Origin of the sequence: Streptomyces sp. NBC_01445 (assembly GCF_035918235.1) — a bacterium.
GTDB lineage: Bacteria > Actinomycetota > Actinomycetes > Streptomycetales > Streptomycetaceae > Streptomyces.
Genome location: NZ_CP109485.1, coordinates 1,729,966 through 1,744,962 on the forward strand (window position 1 = coordinate 1,729,966; position 14,997 = coordinate 1,744,962).

The window sequence follows — 14,997 nt, forward strand, 5'->3', positions numbered from 1 at the left end:
CCGACATAAGGGGCAATTGAGGTCATTATTTCAAACAAGTGAGGACGGCGTCGCCGGCGCCCGAGGGACCCGTCGGCTGAGAAGGTCTACACCCGTGTCAACGGTCCGCCGGAAGCCTGACCACAGTGGTTGCGCAGGACAGGTGCACGCGGTTGGCCGCCAGGGCGAGGGCGGTGCGGCCGATCCCGAGGTCCACGGGGGTCCAGCCGTCGTTCGCGATGCCGCTGCGGAAGGTCCACGGCGGGCGGCGCGTCTTCAGGTCAAGGGCCAGAAGCGGCTGCGGGACGTCCTCCGTGTCGCGGTAGAGAATCCCGCCGTGGATGGCCGGTGGGGGCCAAGTCTTCGTCATGGTGCGCAGCGGCCACCCGGCGCGCCCGCCTCGCCCACCTGGACGGGAACGCACGGGCCACGGACGGTCCACGGGCCCACCCGCGACCTGCGCTTCGAACTCAGCCGCCTCTCCTCCAGCGCCGCAACGGCGCCCGGTCGGTTCGGCGCCCAACCCCGTACAAGCGCAGAACCGTCGGGCGCCCCCCCCCCACAGGGGGGCGCCCGACGGCCCTCGTCCTGGGTGCGATGATCAGCGCGCGTCGTGGGCACGGTGCATCGTCTGTGTGACGTAACTGCCATTCGCATCAATCAACTTGACCTTGAGCGTGACGGGCTCGCCGTGATGGGTGACCCTTGCGAGGCCCCTGCCGTGCACATACAGAATCCTCACCCTTTGGGTGCACCACTGCTGGTCCGGGAAGCTCGCGTTGTCCGTCAGCGAGTCCCACTGAGCGGGAGTGGCAGGTCCGTTCACGGGGATGCGGCATCGATGTCCGTGCGAGGATCCCTCTCCCTCCCCCTGCGAGCCCGCGCGCTCTCCGGGGCGGGCACGGTCGTGCTTCTGGTGTTCCTGCCGGCGACCAGCGGCTCTCACCTGGGGCGCAGACCATAGCGCCCAGCCGACGCATTCGGGAGACCGAACGCGAAGCCGTTCCGGGGCGCGACGTCCAGTGCCTACGACGTCAGCGTTACGCGCGGGGTGTTCACGCTGGGGCACCCTCCGTTCGTCGTGCGCAGCTCAGCGCCTGCCGCTGACCGGCCGAGCAGAGGCGTGAGGATCGCGGCGTCGTCGAAAGGACTCCTCGGAGCCTGCAACTGCACATCGCGCGACGCCGCGCACGTCTCTGACGCGGTTCCAGCGGCCGGACCGGCCCTCGGCACTGCTCAGGACGTCTTCTTGGTCCTCGTAGCAGACTGCTTCCCGCTTTTGCTTCTGCCGGCGGAGCCCGTCGTGCTGCGCCTTGGTTTGGCGGGCACGCTCTTTCGCGCTGTGGCCTTTTCCGTGCCCGCGGCCGTCCGCGATGGCGCTGTCCGGGTCGGGGCCGTCGGCCACTTGAACTCGATCTCCAGCTCGATCTCGCCGTTGCCGACCTCGACCTCCACCTCACTGCGAAGGGCGTCGGGAACCCGCAGGCTCAGCGTCGCGGAACCGAGTTCCAGTTCGGCATCCCCGCCTTCCCTCAGTGCTGCTGCGAGCGCCGAGAGCTGGTCAGCCGCTTCAAGGCGTGACAGCGAGCGTTTCTGCTCAAATTTGAGGTCCTTCATGGGTGTCTCCGGTCCAGTGACGGCCCGGGTGTGGGGCCGCAGCGCGAGGACATCAGGACAAGCCCCTGCTTCATCGCTCCGACGGGCTGGGTGCGGCGCACAGCGCCCAGATCACGAAAGCGTTGATCGCGATCAGGACGATGGCCCACAACGGTGCGTACGGGGCCCACAGGAAGTTCGCGAGCATGGCCAGGCCGGTCAGCACAACGCCGGCAACCCTGGCCCAGGTGGCGCCCGTGAACAGGAGGGCGACTCCGACGAGAGCGATGATGACGCCCAGGATGAGATGGATCCAGCCCCATGCGGTGAGATCGAACTGATACACGTAGTGGCGGGTGACGACGAACACGTCGTCCTTCGCGATGGCGGCGATGCCCTGGAAGAGCATCATCAGGCCGCCGAAGACCATGAGGACAGCGGCGAAGACCAGCCAGCCGCTGCCTATGCCTATGCCTATGCCTATGCCTGTGCCTGTGCCTGTGCTCGGCGAACTCCTCGCCGTACCCGAGCCTGTTCCACTCACGTTGCTGGCCATTGCCGGCTCCTTCGCGTCGTACGGCCTCGCACAACCGCCCGTTCACGCTCGGCCGATCGGGCTACTTCCAATCTCTGCCCGCGGGGATCACTTCGCACCTCGGGGTGCCTGACCGGCAGCGCTCGGTAAGTGGTTCCCGGACCATCCGCGCAGGTCAGAGTGGCGCACCGCGCTACCCACCTGCCCCATGTCGCGGCAGACCTTGCGTCCCCTGCGTGAGGCCCGAAGGGGTTCTAGGGTTGAAGCGAGGCCCCACCCAAGCGGAAATCGGTTCCTTCCGCCTCACATCACCCTCGGGCTTGGAACTCGCCAGGAGGACGTGCGACATGTCCACTGCATCCGAAACCCCTGTCCTGGACACCTTGGCCGCCATGACGGTTGATTCGATCGAGCGTTGCGGGCTGACCCCGGACATGCTCATCCTCACGCGCATCGCGGCACTCGCCGCCTCGGACGCCCCGCCGATCTCCTACGCGGCCCACATCGACCCCGCTCTCAAGGCCGGCCTGACCGCCGAGCGGCTGCAGGACGTCCTGGTCGCGATCGCGCCCATCGTGGGCACCGCCCGCGTCATGACGGCAGCGGGCAACATCACCGAGGCACTCGGCATCGCCATCGCCGTCGCCGACGCCGAGATCGAGGCCCAGGGCTGAGAGCAGAGGTCCACCCGGCATCGAGATCCGCGCGGCCGGCATCGGGCGGAGCGCCACGGAGCTGCCCTTTTGAGCCGAGGTGCCCTGTGCCGGGCGTTCCAACGGCCGCAGGAGCAGGGCCGCAGGACCAGGTCAGGAGGATCTTCGATGTCCCAAGAACGCGATCACACGGCGATGCTCGCGTCACCCCACACCACGCCCGAGTCTGGCGGGCTTTGATCGGCTACTCGGCCGGGCGTTCCCGAAACGCGTCGGCGTGATCGGAGGCCCATTGACGAAACGTCCGTGCCGGAACTCCGAGGACGTCGGCCACAGTTGAAGTCACATACGCCGGGCGTCCGATCGTCGCACCCCATGCATCGAGCAGCATCTCCACGACCGGACCCGGCCAGATGCCTTCCGTCGCACGCCGGAACTCTTCGGGCGAGAGCTCCTCGAACGGGATCTGTCGGCCGAGGACGCTCCCGATCACGCCCACTTGCTCCGCCTGGCTCAGCGACTCGGGGCCGGTGAGGACGTAGTCACCGCCGGCGTGCCCTTCCTCATAGAGGGTGCGTGCCGCCACGGCCGCGAGGTCGCGTTCGTCGATCGGTGCGGTCTCGGCCGCGCCGTACGGCCACCGGACGACGCCGCCGTCACGGATCGTGGGCGCCCACCACAACTGCGCGTTCGAGGTGAACATCCCGGGCCGGATGAATGTCGACTCGAGTCCGCCGGCCGTGATCAGGCGCTCGATCTCGGCGTGCATGCGAGCCATGGGGTTCGGCTGCTGGAAGAAGGGATGGTCGATCCGGTGTGGCGAGGAGAGAAAGACGACCCTCCGCGCCCGCGACGCGAGCCGCTTGATGACGGCCTCAGCGGTGGCAGGCGGCGCGGTCCACAGGAGGAACACCGAGCGCACGCCCTGCAGCGCGGGGTCGAGCGACTCGGGCTCGGTGAAGTCGCCCGCCACGACCTCGACCTGTGCCGGCAGCCCGGCTGTCGCAGGGTTGCGCGTGAGCGCGCGTACCGGCACGCCTGCAGCCAAGAGCTCGGCGATCACCGCGCGCCCGATTCGGCCAGTGGCTCCCGTCACCAGGACGGGTTGCATCTTCCCCGGCTCGTTGTACGTCTGTTGTGCACTGCTGGTCACCAGGACTCCCGAACTTCCGTCTGACCTACCCCGCCATGGCGCCGAAAGAGCATCACATCGAGGGCGAGGTCAGGTGCCGTCTTTCCGTTGAGAATAACGTAACTCGGTTCAATTTCTTACCTGGTTTCATGTGGCCGGACGGAGACGGGCGGGGCACCCGGCGCCGTCACCGCGGCGGGTAAGAGGGCGGACGGCTCGGCCGCGTACGCGCGACCGGCGTACCCGCATACCCGCATACCCGCATACCCGCATACCCGCAGCAGGCGAAGTACAGCGGGCAGGGCGACAGGGGCGACGCCACGAGCTACCTCGCGTGCACCCGAAGGGCAGGACCGAGGACGACGCCGAGGAGTGGGCGGACGCGCCGTTCCGGTCCGGACACCAGGAGTGGTGCGCGAGCAACGACGGGCTGAGCACGGCCTGCACGCGTCGCAGGACGCGAAGCCGACTCCGGCGGCCGTACGTTCGGCATGCCGGGAGCGCGGCCCGCGTGATCAGCCGGTGGGCGGTTCGCCCCAGGGCTGTTCCAGCGCGGACCGCAGCGCCGCGACCACGTCCTTGCCGATGCGGTCGGCGAGTTGATCCTCAAGGCGGTCGAGGGCGCGCCGGGCTCGGTCGTGGGTCCGGCGCCCCTCCGCGGTGCGGCGGATCAGCCGGCGGCGGGCCGACGCGGGGTCCGGCACCTGCTCCAGGAGCCCGGTGGCGACGAGGGAGTGCACGGCCTGATGGACGGTCTGACGGGTGACACCCATCTGGCGGGCCAGTTCGGAGACGGTGGTGCCGTCCTGGTCGAGTGCGGCGAAGAGCTGCACCTGGGGCGGCGTGACCGCCGACACCCCCTCCGCCGCCAGGGCGGCGAGCAGCCCCTCCTCGAACCAGCGCCGGGCCTCGCCCAGGAGTTGCGGCAGGTCACGTCCGGTGCCGGTCATCGCTTCCTCTCCCTCGTGGGTCGTGGGCGTCCTGTACGGCACTTGCCTCCGTCCCCGTCACGTGTCAGGGTACCTGACGTATATCGTCAGGCAACCTGACATAGAGAGGTGAGCGGTCATGACCATGCAGTACGCCACGCGCTACCGGAGCGCGTCACGCATCCCCGCGGAGCCGGGCAAGCCGTACGTCATCGAGAAGGGCGAGGGCGACCGGGCTCATCTGTTCGCGGACTTGATCACCGTCTACGCGGGCGGCGAACAGACGGAGAACACGTTCAACTTCTTCACCTGCGAGGGGCCGAAGGGCGACATCATCCCGGCCCATCTGCACGAGGACACGTACGAGGTCTTCTACGTGACCCACGGCGCGGTCCGCCTGTTCGTCGAGGACACCGAGGGCGCGCAGCAGGAGCGGCTGCTCGGTCCGGGCGACTTCGGCTTCGTGCCGAAGAACTGCCCGCACGCCTACCGCATGGAGCGCCATCACTCCCAGGTCGTCGGGGTGGCGGCCGGACCGCACGGCACCTTCGAGCGCTTCTTCGAGACGCTGGGCACCCCGGCCGAGCAACTCGGCCTGCCACGCGAGCCGTTCGTGCCCGAACCGTCGAAGTTCGCCACGGTCCCACGCGAGTACGACGTCCGTTTCCTGCCCGACCATCAGTGGCGGACCAAGTGACCCGGACGCTACGGGAGTTGATCGCCGCGCCTCACCCGGACGTCGGTCCGCTGCCGCCGGCGGCAGAGCGCCCTGCCGGGGTGCGTGTGCTGCGCGGCGTCCCGTACGGGGTCCTGGAGGGCAGCCGGCCGCTGGAGCTCGACCTCTGGCTGCCGCCCGCGCCGGGCCCCCCGCGCCCCTCCCCCGTCGTGCTGTTCGTGCACGGTGGGGCGTGGCGGCGTGGGCGGCGCGACGACATGGGTCTGCACACGCGCGCGTGGGACCCGGGTCCCTTCGAGCGGATCGCGGCGGCCGGGTTCACGGTGGCCTGTGTGGACTACCGGCTCAGCGGTGAGGCGACGTTCCCCGCAGCCCTGGCCGACCTGCGCACGGCACTGCGCTGGCTGAACGTGCGCGCGCCGGAACTCGGCACCGACCCGCGCCGTACGGTGGTGTGGGGCGAGTCCGCGGGCGGACATCTGGCCTCACTACTCGCTCTCACCCACGACGAGCCGCCGCTCGCGGGGGCCGTCGTCTGGTACGGGCCCGCGGATCTGACCTCGGCCCGCGATCCCTTCGACCCCGCCGACGCGGCCACCCCTGAGGCGCTGCTGCTCGGCGCCGCGCCCGCGTACACACCCGAACTCGCCCGTGCGGCCAGCCCGTTGAAGAACGCGCATGCGGGTGCCCCGCCCTTCCTCGTCGTCCATGGGGAGGACGACTCGATGGTGGCGTGCTCGCACGGCCGGGACCTCGCCGCGGCACTGAGCGGTGCGGGAGCGCCCGTCGAACTGTGGACGATTCCCGGCGCCGATCACGGCTGGCACGGCCTGGACCAGGGCTCCGTGACCGGAATCTTCACCCGATCCCTGGAGTTCGCACTGAGGGTGGCTGGGAGGCCCGACTTGGTTGCCGGGAACAATGCAACCCTGTAGATGACATGGGCTCGGCGCGGGCGACAGACTCGGGGCAACGTCGTGCCTCTCATCACGGACCAGGGCGACTCGCTCTCCTTGCATACCGAACACCTCTCCGGCAAGCCGGTCACCTCCAACTGTGGGACGATGCCCGGCCAACCCTGCCCCCAGCCAAGTAGGTCCACCGGGGGCACAACTGCCCCCGGTGGAACAGGTACTTCGCCCACCGGCGTCATCCCCCAAGGACGGCCGGTCCCGCGTCAGTGCCGCAGCAGGCCGAGGTCGACCGCATCGGCCATGGCCTTCATGCCCGCGTCGTCGGGGTGTATGTGATCGCCCGAGTCGTAGGCGGGGTTGAGGGCCGAGGGGTCCGCGGGGTCGCGCATGACCCGGTCGAAGTCGATGACGCCGTCGAAGGCGCCGGCGGTGCGAATCCAGTCGTTGACGCTGCGGCGGAGCTCCTCGGCGGCGGGCGTGTAGTAGCCGTTGCCCTTGACCGGCATCAGGGTCGCGCCGATGACACGGACACCGGCGGCGTGCGCCTCGTCGATGAGGGTGCGCCAGCCGTCGATCAGATCCTGCGCGGTCAGCGGTCTGCCGTCGGGTCCGGCGTTGTTGCCGATGTCGTTGATGCCTTCGAAGAGAATCACGTCTTTGACGCCGGGCTGACCGAGGGCGTCGTGGCGGAACCGCTTCAGGGCGCTGACGCCCTGCCAGAGGTTGGGGACATCGGTGAGCACGCGGTTGCCGCCGATACCGGCGTCGACGACGCTCAGCCGCTGCGGACCCGGCTCGGCCTCCAGGCGGCGGCCGAGCACGTCGGGCCACCGGGTGTAGGTACCGGTCGAGGAGTGATAGCCGTCGGTGATGGAGTCGCCGAACGCGACGACGGTGCCCTTCGCCGTCGGAGACAGGACGTCGAGCCCCGCCAGGTAGTACCAGGAGGTCGTGGTGGTGACGAAATCGGCCGCGCTGTCGTCCCCCGCGTGGTCGCCCGAGGCCGTGTACGTGGTGTCGAAGGCGTCCGAGTGCCAGGTCGACATGCCGGTCGCGCCGGGCACATAGAGGCTGACGAGCAGGTTCTGCCCCGCCCGCAGCGAGATCGGGACGACGTCACTGACGGCCTCGCCGCCGGCGGGGAGCGTGACGCGGTCCGAGCCGCCGAAGGTGATGCGCCGGGCGGTACGCGGCCTTGCCTCGCCGCCGTGCGCCTGGACGGCGACGTTCGCGGCCGCCACCTCCAGCGGGCCGGGGCTGTAGCGGTTCGAGAGCGTGATCCGGGCGCGCGATCCCGCCACGCTGCTGTGCACCACCATGCGAATGGTCTGGTTCTCGAAGGACGGGCCGCCGGTCGTCATGCTCGGCGACCAGGCGCTCACCCGGGTGCCCGGGGCGTGCGCCGACGGCGTGGCGGCTCCCGCGGTGCCCACTGGCGCGGCCGCCAGGGCGAGCGCGAGCAGCGTTCCGAACAGGGGCCACAAAGGTCTGCGGCGGGCGCGACTGCGCACCGCTCGGTGCGGCTGATCGAGGGTCATCGGCACTTTCTCCGCTCTTCTCGACGTTCTTCCAGGCGTTCAGGTCGTCGTTCAGGGACGTGCGCCCTCGGGAAGGCGCGGTGCAGGGCAGGGCGCCCGCGAGGCCGGGCGCCCTGCCGTGCACCGGTCGTACCGACCGGTTCAGCCCTGGAGGTCCGTGAGCCTCATCGACTGACCGGGCCGCAGGGTGACGGTCGTGCTGCGGCCACCCGCGGTGACGGTGGTGCTGCGCCCCCCGACGCTGTGCAGCGTCGCCCGGCGTACGCGGCCTCGCTCCCAGGTCATGTCAACGGTGAAGCCGCCGCGGGCTCCCGCGCCCTCGATCGAGCCGGATTCGGCCCAGGCGTCCGGGAGCGCCGGCAGCAGCTCGATGTGGCCGGGGCGGGAGTGGACGAGCATTTCCAGCATCGCGGTGGGCGTGCCGAGGTTGGCGTCGATCTGGAAGATCGCCCGGGTGTCGGAGACTCGGTACATGTCGAAGAAGTTCATGGCCGTGCCGGTGTCACCGCCCGCCCAGGGCTTCAGGTTCGTCAACAGCAGCCGGTAGGCCTTGTCGGCGTCCTTGAGCCGCGCCCAGCACGCTGCCCGCCACGCGCAGGCCCAGCCGTAGCTCTCCATGCCGCGAGAGGTCAGCAACTCCCGGGCCCCCTTGAGGAGTTCGGGGTCGCCGGCGTCCGGGCGGATACGGTCGCCGGGGAACAGGTTGATGAGCGGCGACAGATGGCGATGGGTGGTCTCGCCGAGGTCGTCCTCGCTCATCCACTCCTCGAGACGGCCGGACTTCGGGCTGACCTTCGGGAGGTAGAGGCGGTCACGCAGCTTCCCTATGGCGGCGGCGTGTTCGGCGTCGCGGCCGAGAGTGCGGCACGCCTGCTCGTAGTGGCCGAAGAGGGACCACAGGAGTTCCTGGGTGTACGTGATGCCGCGGGCGTCCTGCGGGCCCTGTTCGGGCGACCAGTCGTGGTCGTCGATCAGGACCTCGCGGCCGTCGACGGTCGTGGTGATCAGGCGCGCTTCCCAGAATTCGCAGGCACCCTTGAGGAGCGGCATGATCCGTGCCAGGTACCGCGCGTCCTGCGTGTACTCGTAGTGCTCGTAGAGGGACTCGCACAGCCAGGCGTTGCCCGCCGGGTGCCACCACCAGCCCAGGCCGCCGTAGGGGTTCGTGGAGAAGGCGACCGTCCAGCCCGCGACCTTGCCGGAGGTGTTGCGGTAGCGGTTGCGGGAGTCGTTGAACTGCTTCTGCGTCACCTCGCTCCACGCGGGGAGCTGGGCCAGGCAGTAGTCGGCGAAGGCGGGGAAGGTGTCGCCGAGGCCGGCCCGGTCGGCCAGCCAGTAGTTCATCTGGAGGTTGATGTCGGTGTGGTAATCGCCCATCCAGTCCGGGGTGTTGCCCTCCAGCCACAGCCCCTGGAGTCCCATGGGCAGCCCGTCGCGCGAGCCGCAGATGGTCAGGTAGCGGCCGAACTGGAGGTAGCTCGCCTCGAGTTCCGGGTCGGGCGCCGATCCGTCGGCCGCGCGGGCCTTCAGGCGCGTCCAGGTGTCCATCCGGCGCTGCCCGCCGCTGGAGCGGCCGAGGTCGAGGGTGAGCCGGTCGTAACGGGCGCGGTAGTCGGCGACGTGCGTGTCGCGCAGCCGTACGGCCGAAGTCCGGGCCGCCGCGAGGGCCTTGTCCTGGGCGAGGGCGAGCGGGTCCGCGTCCGGGTTCCGGAAGCCGGTGGCGTGGTCCGGCGCGTAGTCCGTGCCGCCGCTGATCACGAGCGTGACCTCGGAGCAGTCGGTGAACGTGACGCGGGTTCCGGTGGCGGTGATCGTCCCGTCCCCGGCGGCGGTGACCGCCGCGGCGTAGCGCAGCTTGTTGCCCAAGGCGGCGGAGAAGGAGGCGAGGTTCCGGTCCTTGTCGACGCCGGTCGTCTCGCCGTGGGTGCCGGAGAGGATGACGGCGCCGGTGAGGGAGCCGCCGCCGCTCTGGCGGAGCCGGACGACGATGGTGTCGTCGGGCGCGCTGGCGAACATCTCCCGCGTGTAGCGGACCTTGTCCTTGGTGTACGTCGTGGTGACGAGGCCGTTGCTGAGGTCGAGGGTGCGGCGGTAGTCGGTGACGGCGGAGCGCTCGTGCCCCGGCAGGTACAGCATGACGCGGGCGAGCAGTGTGAAGCTGCCGAAGTCATCGCGCCCGTACGGGAATTGGCCCTCGCCGTCGAGGGTGGTGTTGGCGCCGCCCGTCCACAGGGTGGCGTCGGTGACGTGCAGGAGTTCCCGGGCCGGGTCGGCGCCGACGAGGGCACCGAGGCGGCCGTTGCCCAGCGGCAGGCCCTGCTCGATGAGGAGGTCCTCGTCGGCGGGCTCGGGGTACCACAGGGTCGTCGCCTCGCCGGCCGGTACCAGCGGGGACGTGGTGGGGCGGCGCGGCGCGGCGTGCGCGGTGAAGGCGGGCAGGGCGCTCAGCGCGAGGGCTCCGCCGAGGCCGAGCACCAGGCGTCTGGAAGGTCCGTTGCTCATGTGCGGCTCCTTGGACGTGACGGGCGGTCAGGAGAGCTTGATCAGGCGGGAGCCGTGGGCCGGGACGGCGGTGGCGGTCCAGGAGCCCTTGGCGGTGCCGAGGTCCTTGCGGGCGACGACGTCGCGCAGGTGCTGGGGGCGCTTGATGCCCAGGTCCTTGAGGTCGACCGTGATGTCGGTGGCCTCGGAGCCGAGGTTGTAGACCGCGAGGTAGGTGGCACGGCCCGTCGTCTTCGTCCACACCTGTGTGTCCCCGGAGCGGATCTGCTTCGGCAGGACGGCGGCCTGGTCGACGGCGATGACCTCGGGGTTGGTCAGGATGGCCTTGGCCTTGTCGTCGAGGAAGTAGATGTCGCCGCCGACGTACAGCGGGGACGAGGCCATCGACCAGAAGGTCATGACGGTCTGCCGCTCGGTGTCGTTGATGCCGTCCTGGAGTCCGCTGCCGGAGTTGTTGTTGATCGGCATCGAGTCGAGGTCGCCGAGGTAGCCGGGGGCGGACAGCTTGGGCAGCCACTTGGGCAGGTCGGCGAAGCGGTCGTCGACGGAGCTGGTCCACGTGCTGGTGGTCTCGCAGTAGCACTCGATGTCGGTGTCGACACGGACGCCGTTGGCGTAGGGCCGCAGGCCGTCGCCGGCCTCGAGGTCGACGGGCCAGGCGCTGGCGGACAGCCACATGCTGCGGCCGCTGTGGTCGATGGCGGTGGACCATGCCTTGATGTCGGCGACGTTGTCCTTCGTCACGCCGTCGATCTTGATGAAGTCGATGCCCCAGGAGGCGTACCGCGCGACGATCGAGTCGATGTACTCCTGGGCACAGGGGTTGCTGTAGTCGATCTTCCAGCTGCCGCCCCACTTGTTGGTCGGGGTCAGCGGCTTCACGGCGATGTCCTGCGCATGACAGTCAGTGCCGAGGATCGGCGCGTTCTTGTCGTAGACCTCCTTCTCCAGTCCGGCGGCGCCGTACAGACCGAGCTTGAGGTCCTTGCCGTGGACGTAGTCGGAGAGCGACTGCATACCGCTGGGGAAGCGGTCCTTGTCGGCGTTCGGGATGCCGTTGGCGTCGGTGTGGAAGTTCCAGTCGTAGTCGAAGTTCCAGCCGGCGTCGATGTTCAGGTTCCTGTAGCCGGCCGAGGACAGCTTGCTGCTGAGCGCGTCGGCGGCGTTCTTGATGTTGCCCTCGTTCAGCCAGTGTGTGCCGTAGCCGGCGCGCGAGGAGGACTCGACGCTCCAGCTGCTCCAGCCCATGAACGGCTTGACGTAGGGGGTCTTGGCCTGGGCGGTGCCGGTGGACAGGGCGAGGGTGAGGGGCAGGGCGCAGGCGGCGGTGAGTGCCGCGCGCCGGGTCGTTCTGGTCGTACGGGTCACTGGAAGTACCTCCGGTACGGGGGAGAGGGAGTTTCAGGACTTGAGACCGGACATCGCTATGCCCTGGACGATGTGGCGCTGGGCGACCAGGAACATGATCACGAGCGGGAGGATCGCCACGACCGTCCCGGCGAACAGCTCGGGCAGGTTGACGGTCTGGGACGTGAGGAAGCTGGAGAGGGCGATCTGCACGGTCCAGCTCTCGGGGTCCTGGCCGATCATCAGGGGCCACAGGAAGGAGTTCCACGCCTCGATGAAGGACAGTGCGCCGAGGGAGGCGATCATCGTGACCGAGTTGGGCAGGATGATGCGCCCGTAGACACCGAGGTAGCTGAGGCCGTCGAGGCGGCCCGCCTCCTCGATCTCGGCGGGGAAGGACAGGTAGAAGCTGCGGAAGAGCACGACGGCGAAGGCGTTGAACAGGCCGGGTGCGATCAGGCCCCACATCGTGTTCACGCCGCCCATCGAACCGACCACGACGAACGTCGGCAGGAAGGTCACGGCCTGGGGGATCATCAGCGTGCCGACGATGAGCGAGAGGACGACCCCGCGACCGGGCACGTTGATCCGGGCAAGGGCGTACCCGGCCATCGAGGCGAGCAGCGTGGACACCGGGGCCGAGATCACCGCGATCAGCAATGAGTTGGCCAGGGACCGGCCGAAGGGTCGCTCCGGGTTGTTGAAGAGGGCGCTGAAGGTGTCCCAGCTCAGCGCGGACGGCAGCCAGTGCCAGTCGGTGGCGGTGACCTCCGGCGTCGTCATGAAGGCGTTGCGCAGAAGCACGTAGAACGGGATCAGGAAGACCACGGACAGCAGGCACAGCACCAGGTACGTGGCGGCGGAGCCGAGCACGCTCCCTCGGTAACGGTTCATGGGTTCAGTCCTTGTCCGATCAGTCCTTGTCGCGGGAGAACCCGAGGATCCGGCCCTGGAGGAGTGTGACCAGCACGATCAGGAGGGTGAGCAGGAAGGCTCCGGCGGAGCCGACGCCGTAGTCCTGGTCCTGGAGGGCGACGCCGTAGAGGTGCATGAGGGGGGTGCGCACAGGTTCGCTGCCGAGCGAGGCGCCGGTGGAGAAGATCGCGTAGAACTCGTCGAAGGCCTGGAGTGCGGCGATGAGCATCAGCAGCAGGATCGCGACCGACGTGTTGCGCAGCATGGGGAAGGTGATGCTGCGGAAGGTGCGCCAGGCACCGGCGCCGTCGAGGGCCGCGGCTTCGTACAGGTGCTGCGGAATGGACTGGAGCCCCGCGATGAACAGGATCATGTAGAGGCCGACTTGGAGCCACAGGCGGAGCGTGACGAGCACGATCCAGTACAGGGGCGGGCTCTGCGTCTGGATCCATGGCGTGGGGTCGGCGCCGAACAGCGCGCCGAGCGTGTTCGCGAGGCCGGACGGCACACCGCTGAACAGGGCCATCTTCCAGATCATCGCGGCGGCCACGTAGCTGACCGCCGCGGGCAGCAGGAACGCCGTGCGGAAGAAGGCCCGGCCGCGCCGAACTCGGTTGACGAGGACGGCGAGGCCCAGGGACGCGGCGAAGGTGATCGGCACGATCATCGCCGTGAACAGCACGATCATGGTGAGCGAGTCGCGGAACCGCTCGTCGCTCAGGAGCTGTTGGTAGTTCTCGAGACCGACCCAGGTACCGAGGGAGATGGTGCGGCGGGCCTCACTGAAGCTGAGCAGGAAGCTCCAGCCGATGGCCACGTAGCGGAAGACGCCGAGGCCGATCAGCATCGGGGCGGTGAGGACCACGAAGGCGAGGGCCTTCGAGCGCCGCTCTGTCAGCCGCCGGCGACGCGGCGCCGTGGCGGGCGCCGGGCGGGCGGCACTCCCCTGCAAGGGCGTGGTGCCGGTGGCGGTCATGACGGTCAGCCCATCTGCTTGTCGAGGTCGGACTGCGCCTTGGACTGGGCCTTCTTCAGGGTCTTCTCCGGCGCCGATCCCTGGGCGATGTCGGCGGCCGCGGCGATGAACTCGGCCTGCATCGCCTGCGTCCACTCGGCCGGGAAGGAGATGCCGTACTTGGTCCCGATGGTGACGGTGTCCTTCGCGGCGCCCTTGCTCAGCTCCGGCGTCTTGGCGGCGACCGCGGTCTGCGGCGGCACGTGGAAGCCGTACTTGACGGCCCAGTCGATCTGGATGTCGGACTGCTTGATCCACAGCCACTCGAGGTACTTCTTGGCCTCCGCGATGTGCTTGCTCTTGGCGTTGACCGCCTGCGTCCAGCCGCCGAGCCGGGCGACGGGCTTCCCGGAGGAGTCGTACGCGGGCCAGGGCGCGACCCCGAAGTCGTCGCCGAGCGCCTTCTCGATGGTGGGCAGCGCCCACAGGCCGCACCACTGCATGGCGGTGGCGCCCTGGGTGAACGCCCCCGCGTCGTACCAGTCGGTGGTGAAGCCGAGCAGCACCGACTTGTCGGAGTGCAGATCGTGCAGGCCGCCGATGGACTTGGCGGCGTCGGCGTAGACGACCTTGTCGCCGTCGATGAGGTCCTTGCCCTGGGACCAGGCGAGGAGGTAGGGGCTGTCGCCGATGCCGTCGTTGCCTATGAACAGGCCCTTGACGTCGCCGGAGGTCAACTTCTTCGCGGCGTCGGCGAGTTCGGCGAAGGTGGTGGGCACGGCGACGCCCGCCTTCTTCAGCATCGACTTGCGGTAGAAGAGCATCATGATGTCGTCGATGGTCTTCATGCCGTAGAGCTTGCCGTCGACGGTGAGGTAGTCGAGGTCGGCCTTGTTGAAGCCGTCCTTGGCGGAGCCGTACACGTCGTCGAGGGGTTCGAGTTGTCCCTTGCGGGCCATCTCGGCGCGGAAGTCCCCGAGTTCGAAGACGTCCGGGGCGTCGGCACCGAGCAGGGCGGCGTTCAGCTTGGTCTCGTACTGGGAGGTGTCGGCGCCCCACACGACGTTGATCGCGATGTCCGGGTTGGCCTTGGTGAACTCCTCGGCGTACCGCTTCACCGCGGCCTGGGTGCCCTCCTCTCCGTACTGGTGGTACCACTGCGTGAGGGTGACCTTGGCGCCCTTGGCGGACGCGGTCTGCTGCGGGTTGCTGGAGCAGCCGACGGCGGCACCCGCGACGAACAGCAGGGACGTGCCGAGGAATCCCCGGCGGGACAGGGCGGAACTGGCAGTCATGACAGGGTCCTTCCGGGGAACGGATATGTGC

14 protein-coding genes are annotated in these 14,997 nt (G+C 69.2%); 3 read left to right on the top strand and 11 right to left on the bottom strand.

Features of this window, described 5'->3' with window-relative positions; all coding sequences use genetic code 11:
• Positions 1-97: 97 nt before the first annotated feature.
• From OG574_RS08075 to OG574_RS08085, 3 genes are all read right to left on the bottom strand, one after another.
• Complete coding sequence (locus OG574_RS08075) at positions 98-349, bottom strand: hypothetical protein (RefSeq protein ID WP_326772553.1); 252 nt, start codon at positions 347-349, stop codon at positions 98-100.
• Positions 350-1,215: 866 nt separating this feature from the next.
• Positions 1,216-1,596, bottom strand: a complete 381-nt coding sequence (locus OG574_RS08080) for an amphi-Trp domain-containing protein (protein WP_326772554.1) — start codon at positions 1,594-1,596, stop codon at positions 1,216-1,218.
• A 70-nt stretch (positions 1,597-1,666) separates the two neighbouring features.
• On the bottom strand, positions 1,667-2,131 hold the full coding sequence (locus OG574_RS08085; protein ID WP_442816797.1) for a DUF7144 family membrane protein: 465 nt from the start codon (positions 2,129-2,131) through the stop codon (positions 1,667-1,669).
• 326 nt (positions 2,132-2,457) lie between these two features.
• Between OG574_RS08085 and OG574_RS08090 the strand changes: the two genes are divergently transcribed.
• Positions 2,458-2,784, top strand: coding sequence for a carboxymuconolactone decarboxylase family protein (locus OG574_RS08090; protein WP_326772555.1), 327 nt, complete (start codon positions 2,458-2,460; stop codon positions 2,782-2,784).
• Between the two features lie 223 nt (positions 2,785-3,007).
• On the opposite strand, the gene OG574_RS08095 is transcribed toward OG574_RS08090, so the two are convergent.
• Both OG574_RS08095 and OG574_RS08100 read right to left on the bottom strand, forming a co-directional pair.
• Positions 3,008-3,916 (bottom strand): NAD(P)H-binding protein, encoded by a 909-nt coding sequence (locus OG574_RS08095; protein WP_326772556.1) that lies wholly within the window; start codon positions 3,914-3,916, stop codon positions 3,008-3,010.
• 494 nt (positions 3,917-4,410) lie between these two features.
• Positions 4,411-4,845, bottom strand: coding sequence for a MarR family winged helix-turn-helix transcriptional regulator (locus OG574_RS08100; RefSeq protein ID WP_326772557.1), 435 nt, complete (start codon positions 4,843-4,845; stop codon positions 4,411-4,413).
• 118 nt (positions 4,846-4,963) lie between these two features.
• On the opposite strand from OG574_RS08100, the gene OG574_RS08105 reads away from it, so the two are divergent.
• Positions 4,964-5,521: a quercetin 2,3-dioxygenase gene (locus OG574_RS08105; RefSeq protein ID WP_326772558.1), complete on the top strand. Its 558-nt coding sequence runs from the start codon at positions 4,964-4,966 to the stop codon at positions 5,519-5,521.
• Positions 5,518-6,435 carry an alpha/beta hydrolase gene (locus OG574_RS08110; protein ID WP_326772559.1) on the top strand — a complete coding sequence of 306 codons (918 nt, stop codon included), beginning with the start codon at positions 5,518-5,520 and terminating at the stop codon, positions 6,433-6,435. The genes OG574_RS08105 and OG574_RS08110 overlap by 4 nt, the downstream gene beginning before the upstream one ends.
• A gap of 242 nt (positions 6,436-6,677) precedes the next feature.
• On the opposite strand, the gene OG574_RS08115 is transcribed toward OG574_RS08110, so the two are convergent.
• From OG574_RS08115 to OG574_RS08140, 6 genes are all read right to left on the bottom strand, one after another.
• The gene (locus OG574_RS08115) at positions 6,678-7,952 is read right to left on the bottom strand and encodes an SGNH/GDSL hydrolase family protein (protein ID WP_326772560.1); all 1,275 of its coding nucleotides are present in this window, start codon (positions 7,950-7,952) and stop codon (positions 6,678-6,680) included.
• Between the two features lie 141 nt (positions 7,953-8,093).
• Positions 8,094-10,454, bottom strand: a complete 2,361-nt coding sequence (locus OG574_RS08120) for a glycoside hydrolase family 95 protein (protein WP_326772561.1) — start codon at positions 10,452-10,454, stop codon at positions 8,094-8,096.
• 27 nt (positions 10,455-10,481) lie between these two features.
• The gene (locus OG574_RS08125) at positions 10,482-11,822 is read right to left on the bottom strand and encodes a glycoside hydrolase family 27 protein (protein WP_326772562.1); all 1,341 of its coding nucleotides are present in this window, start codon (positions 11,820-11,822) and stop codon (positions 10,482-10,484) included.
• A gap of 33 nt (positions 11,823-11,855) precedes the next feature.
• The gene (locus OG574_RS08130; RefSeq protein WP_100592823.1) at positions 11,856-12,695 is read right to left on the bottom strand and encodes a carbohydrate ABC transporter permease; all 840 of its coding nucleotides are present in this window, start codon (positions 12,693-12,695) and stop codon (positions 11,856-11,858) included.
• Positions 12,696-12,714: 19 nt separating this feature from the next.
• Positions 12,715-13,692, bottom strand: coding sequence for a carbohydrate ABC transporter permease (locus tag OG574_RS08135; protein ID WP_326772563.1), 978 nt, complete (start codon positions 13,690-13,692; stop codon positions 12,715-12,717).
• 5 nt (positions 13,693-13,697) lie between these two features.
• Entirely contained in the window at positions 13,698-14,966 is a 1,269-nt protein-coding gene (locus OG574_RS08140) for an ABC transporter substrate-binding protein (protein WP_326772564.1), read from the bottom strand.
• Positions 14,967-14,997 lie beyond the last annotated feature (31 nt).

Excerpts from the sequence above, each read along its gene's own strand:
- OG574_RS08090 (WP_326772555.1), top strand. The coding sequence starts at position 2,458 with ATGTCCACTGCATCCGAAACCCCTGTCCTGGACACCTTGGCCGCCATG.
- OG574_RS08115 (WP_326772560.1), bottom strand. The coding sequence starts at position 7,952 with ATGACCCTCGATCAGCCGCACCGAGCGGTGCGCAGTCGCGCCCGCCGC.
- OG574_RS08135 (WP_326772563.1), bottom strand. The coding sequence starts at position 13,692 with ATGACCGCCACCGGCACCACGCCCTTGCAGGGGAGTGCCGCCCGCCCG.
- OG574_RS08140 (WP_326772564.1), bottom strand. The coding sequence starts at position 14,966 with ATGACTGCCAGTTCCGCCCTGTCCCGCCGGGGATTCCTCGGCACGTCC.
- OG574_RS08120 (WP_326772561.1), bottom strand. The coding sequence starts at position 10,454 with ATGAGCAACGGACCTTCCAGACGCCTGGTGCTCGGCCTCGGCGGAGCC.
- OG574_RS08100 (WP_326772557.1), bottom strand. The coding sequence starts at position 4,845 with ATGACCGGCACCGGACGTGACCTGCCGCAACTCCTGGGCGAGGCCCGG.
- OG574_RS08075 (WP_326772553.1), bottom strand. The coding sequence starts at position 349 with ATGACGAAGACTTGGCCCCCACCGGCCATCCACGGCGGGATTCTCTAC.
- OG574_RS08130 (WP_100592823.1), bottom strand. The coding sequence starts at position 12,695 with ATGAACCGTTACCGAGGGAGCGTGCTCGGCTCCGCCGCCACGTACCTG.
- OG574_RS08085 (WP_442816797.1), bottom strand. The coding sequence starts at position 2,131 with ATGGCCAGCAACGTGAGTGGAACAGGCTCGGGTACGGCGAGGAGTTCG.
- OG574_RS08105 (WP_326772558.1), top strand. The coding sequence starts at position 4,964 with ATGACCATGCAGTACGCCACGCGCTACCGGAGCGCGTCACGCATCCCC.
- OG574_RS08080 (WP_326772554.1), bottom strand. The coding sequence starts at position 1,596 with ATGAAGGACCTCAAATTTGAGCAGAAACGCTCGCTGTCACGCCTTGAA.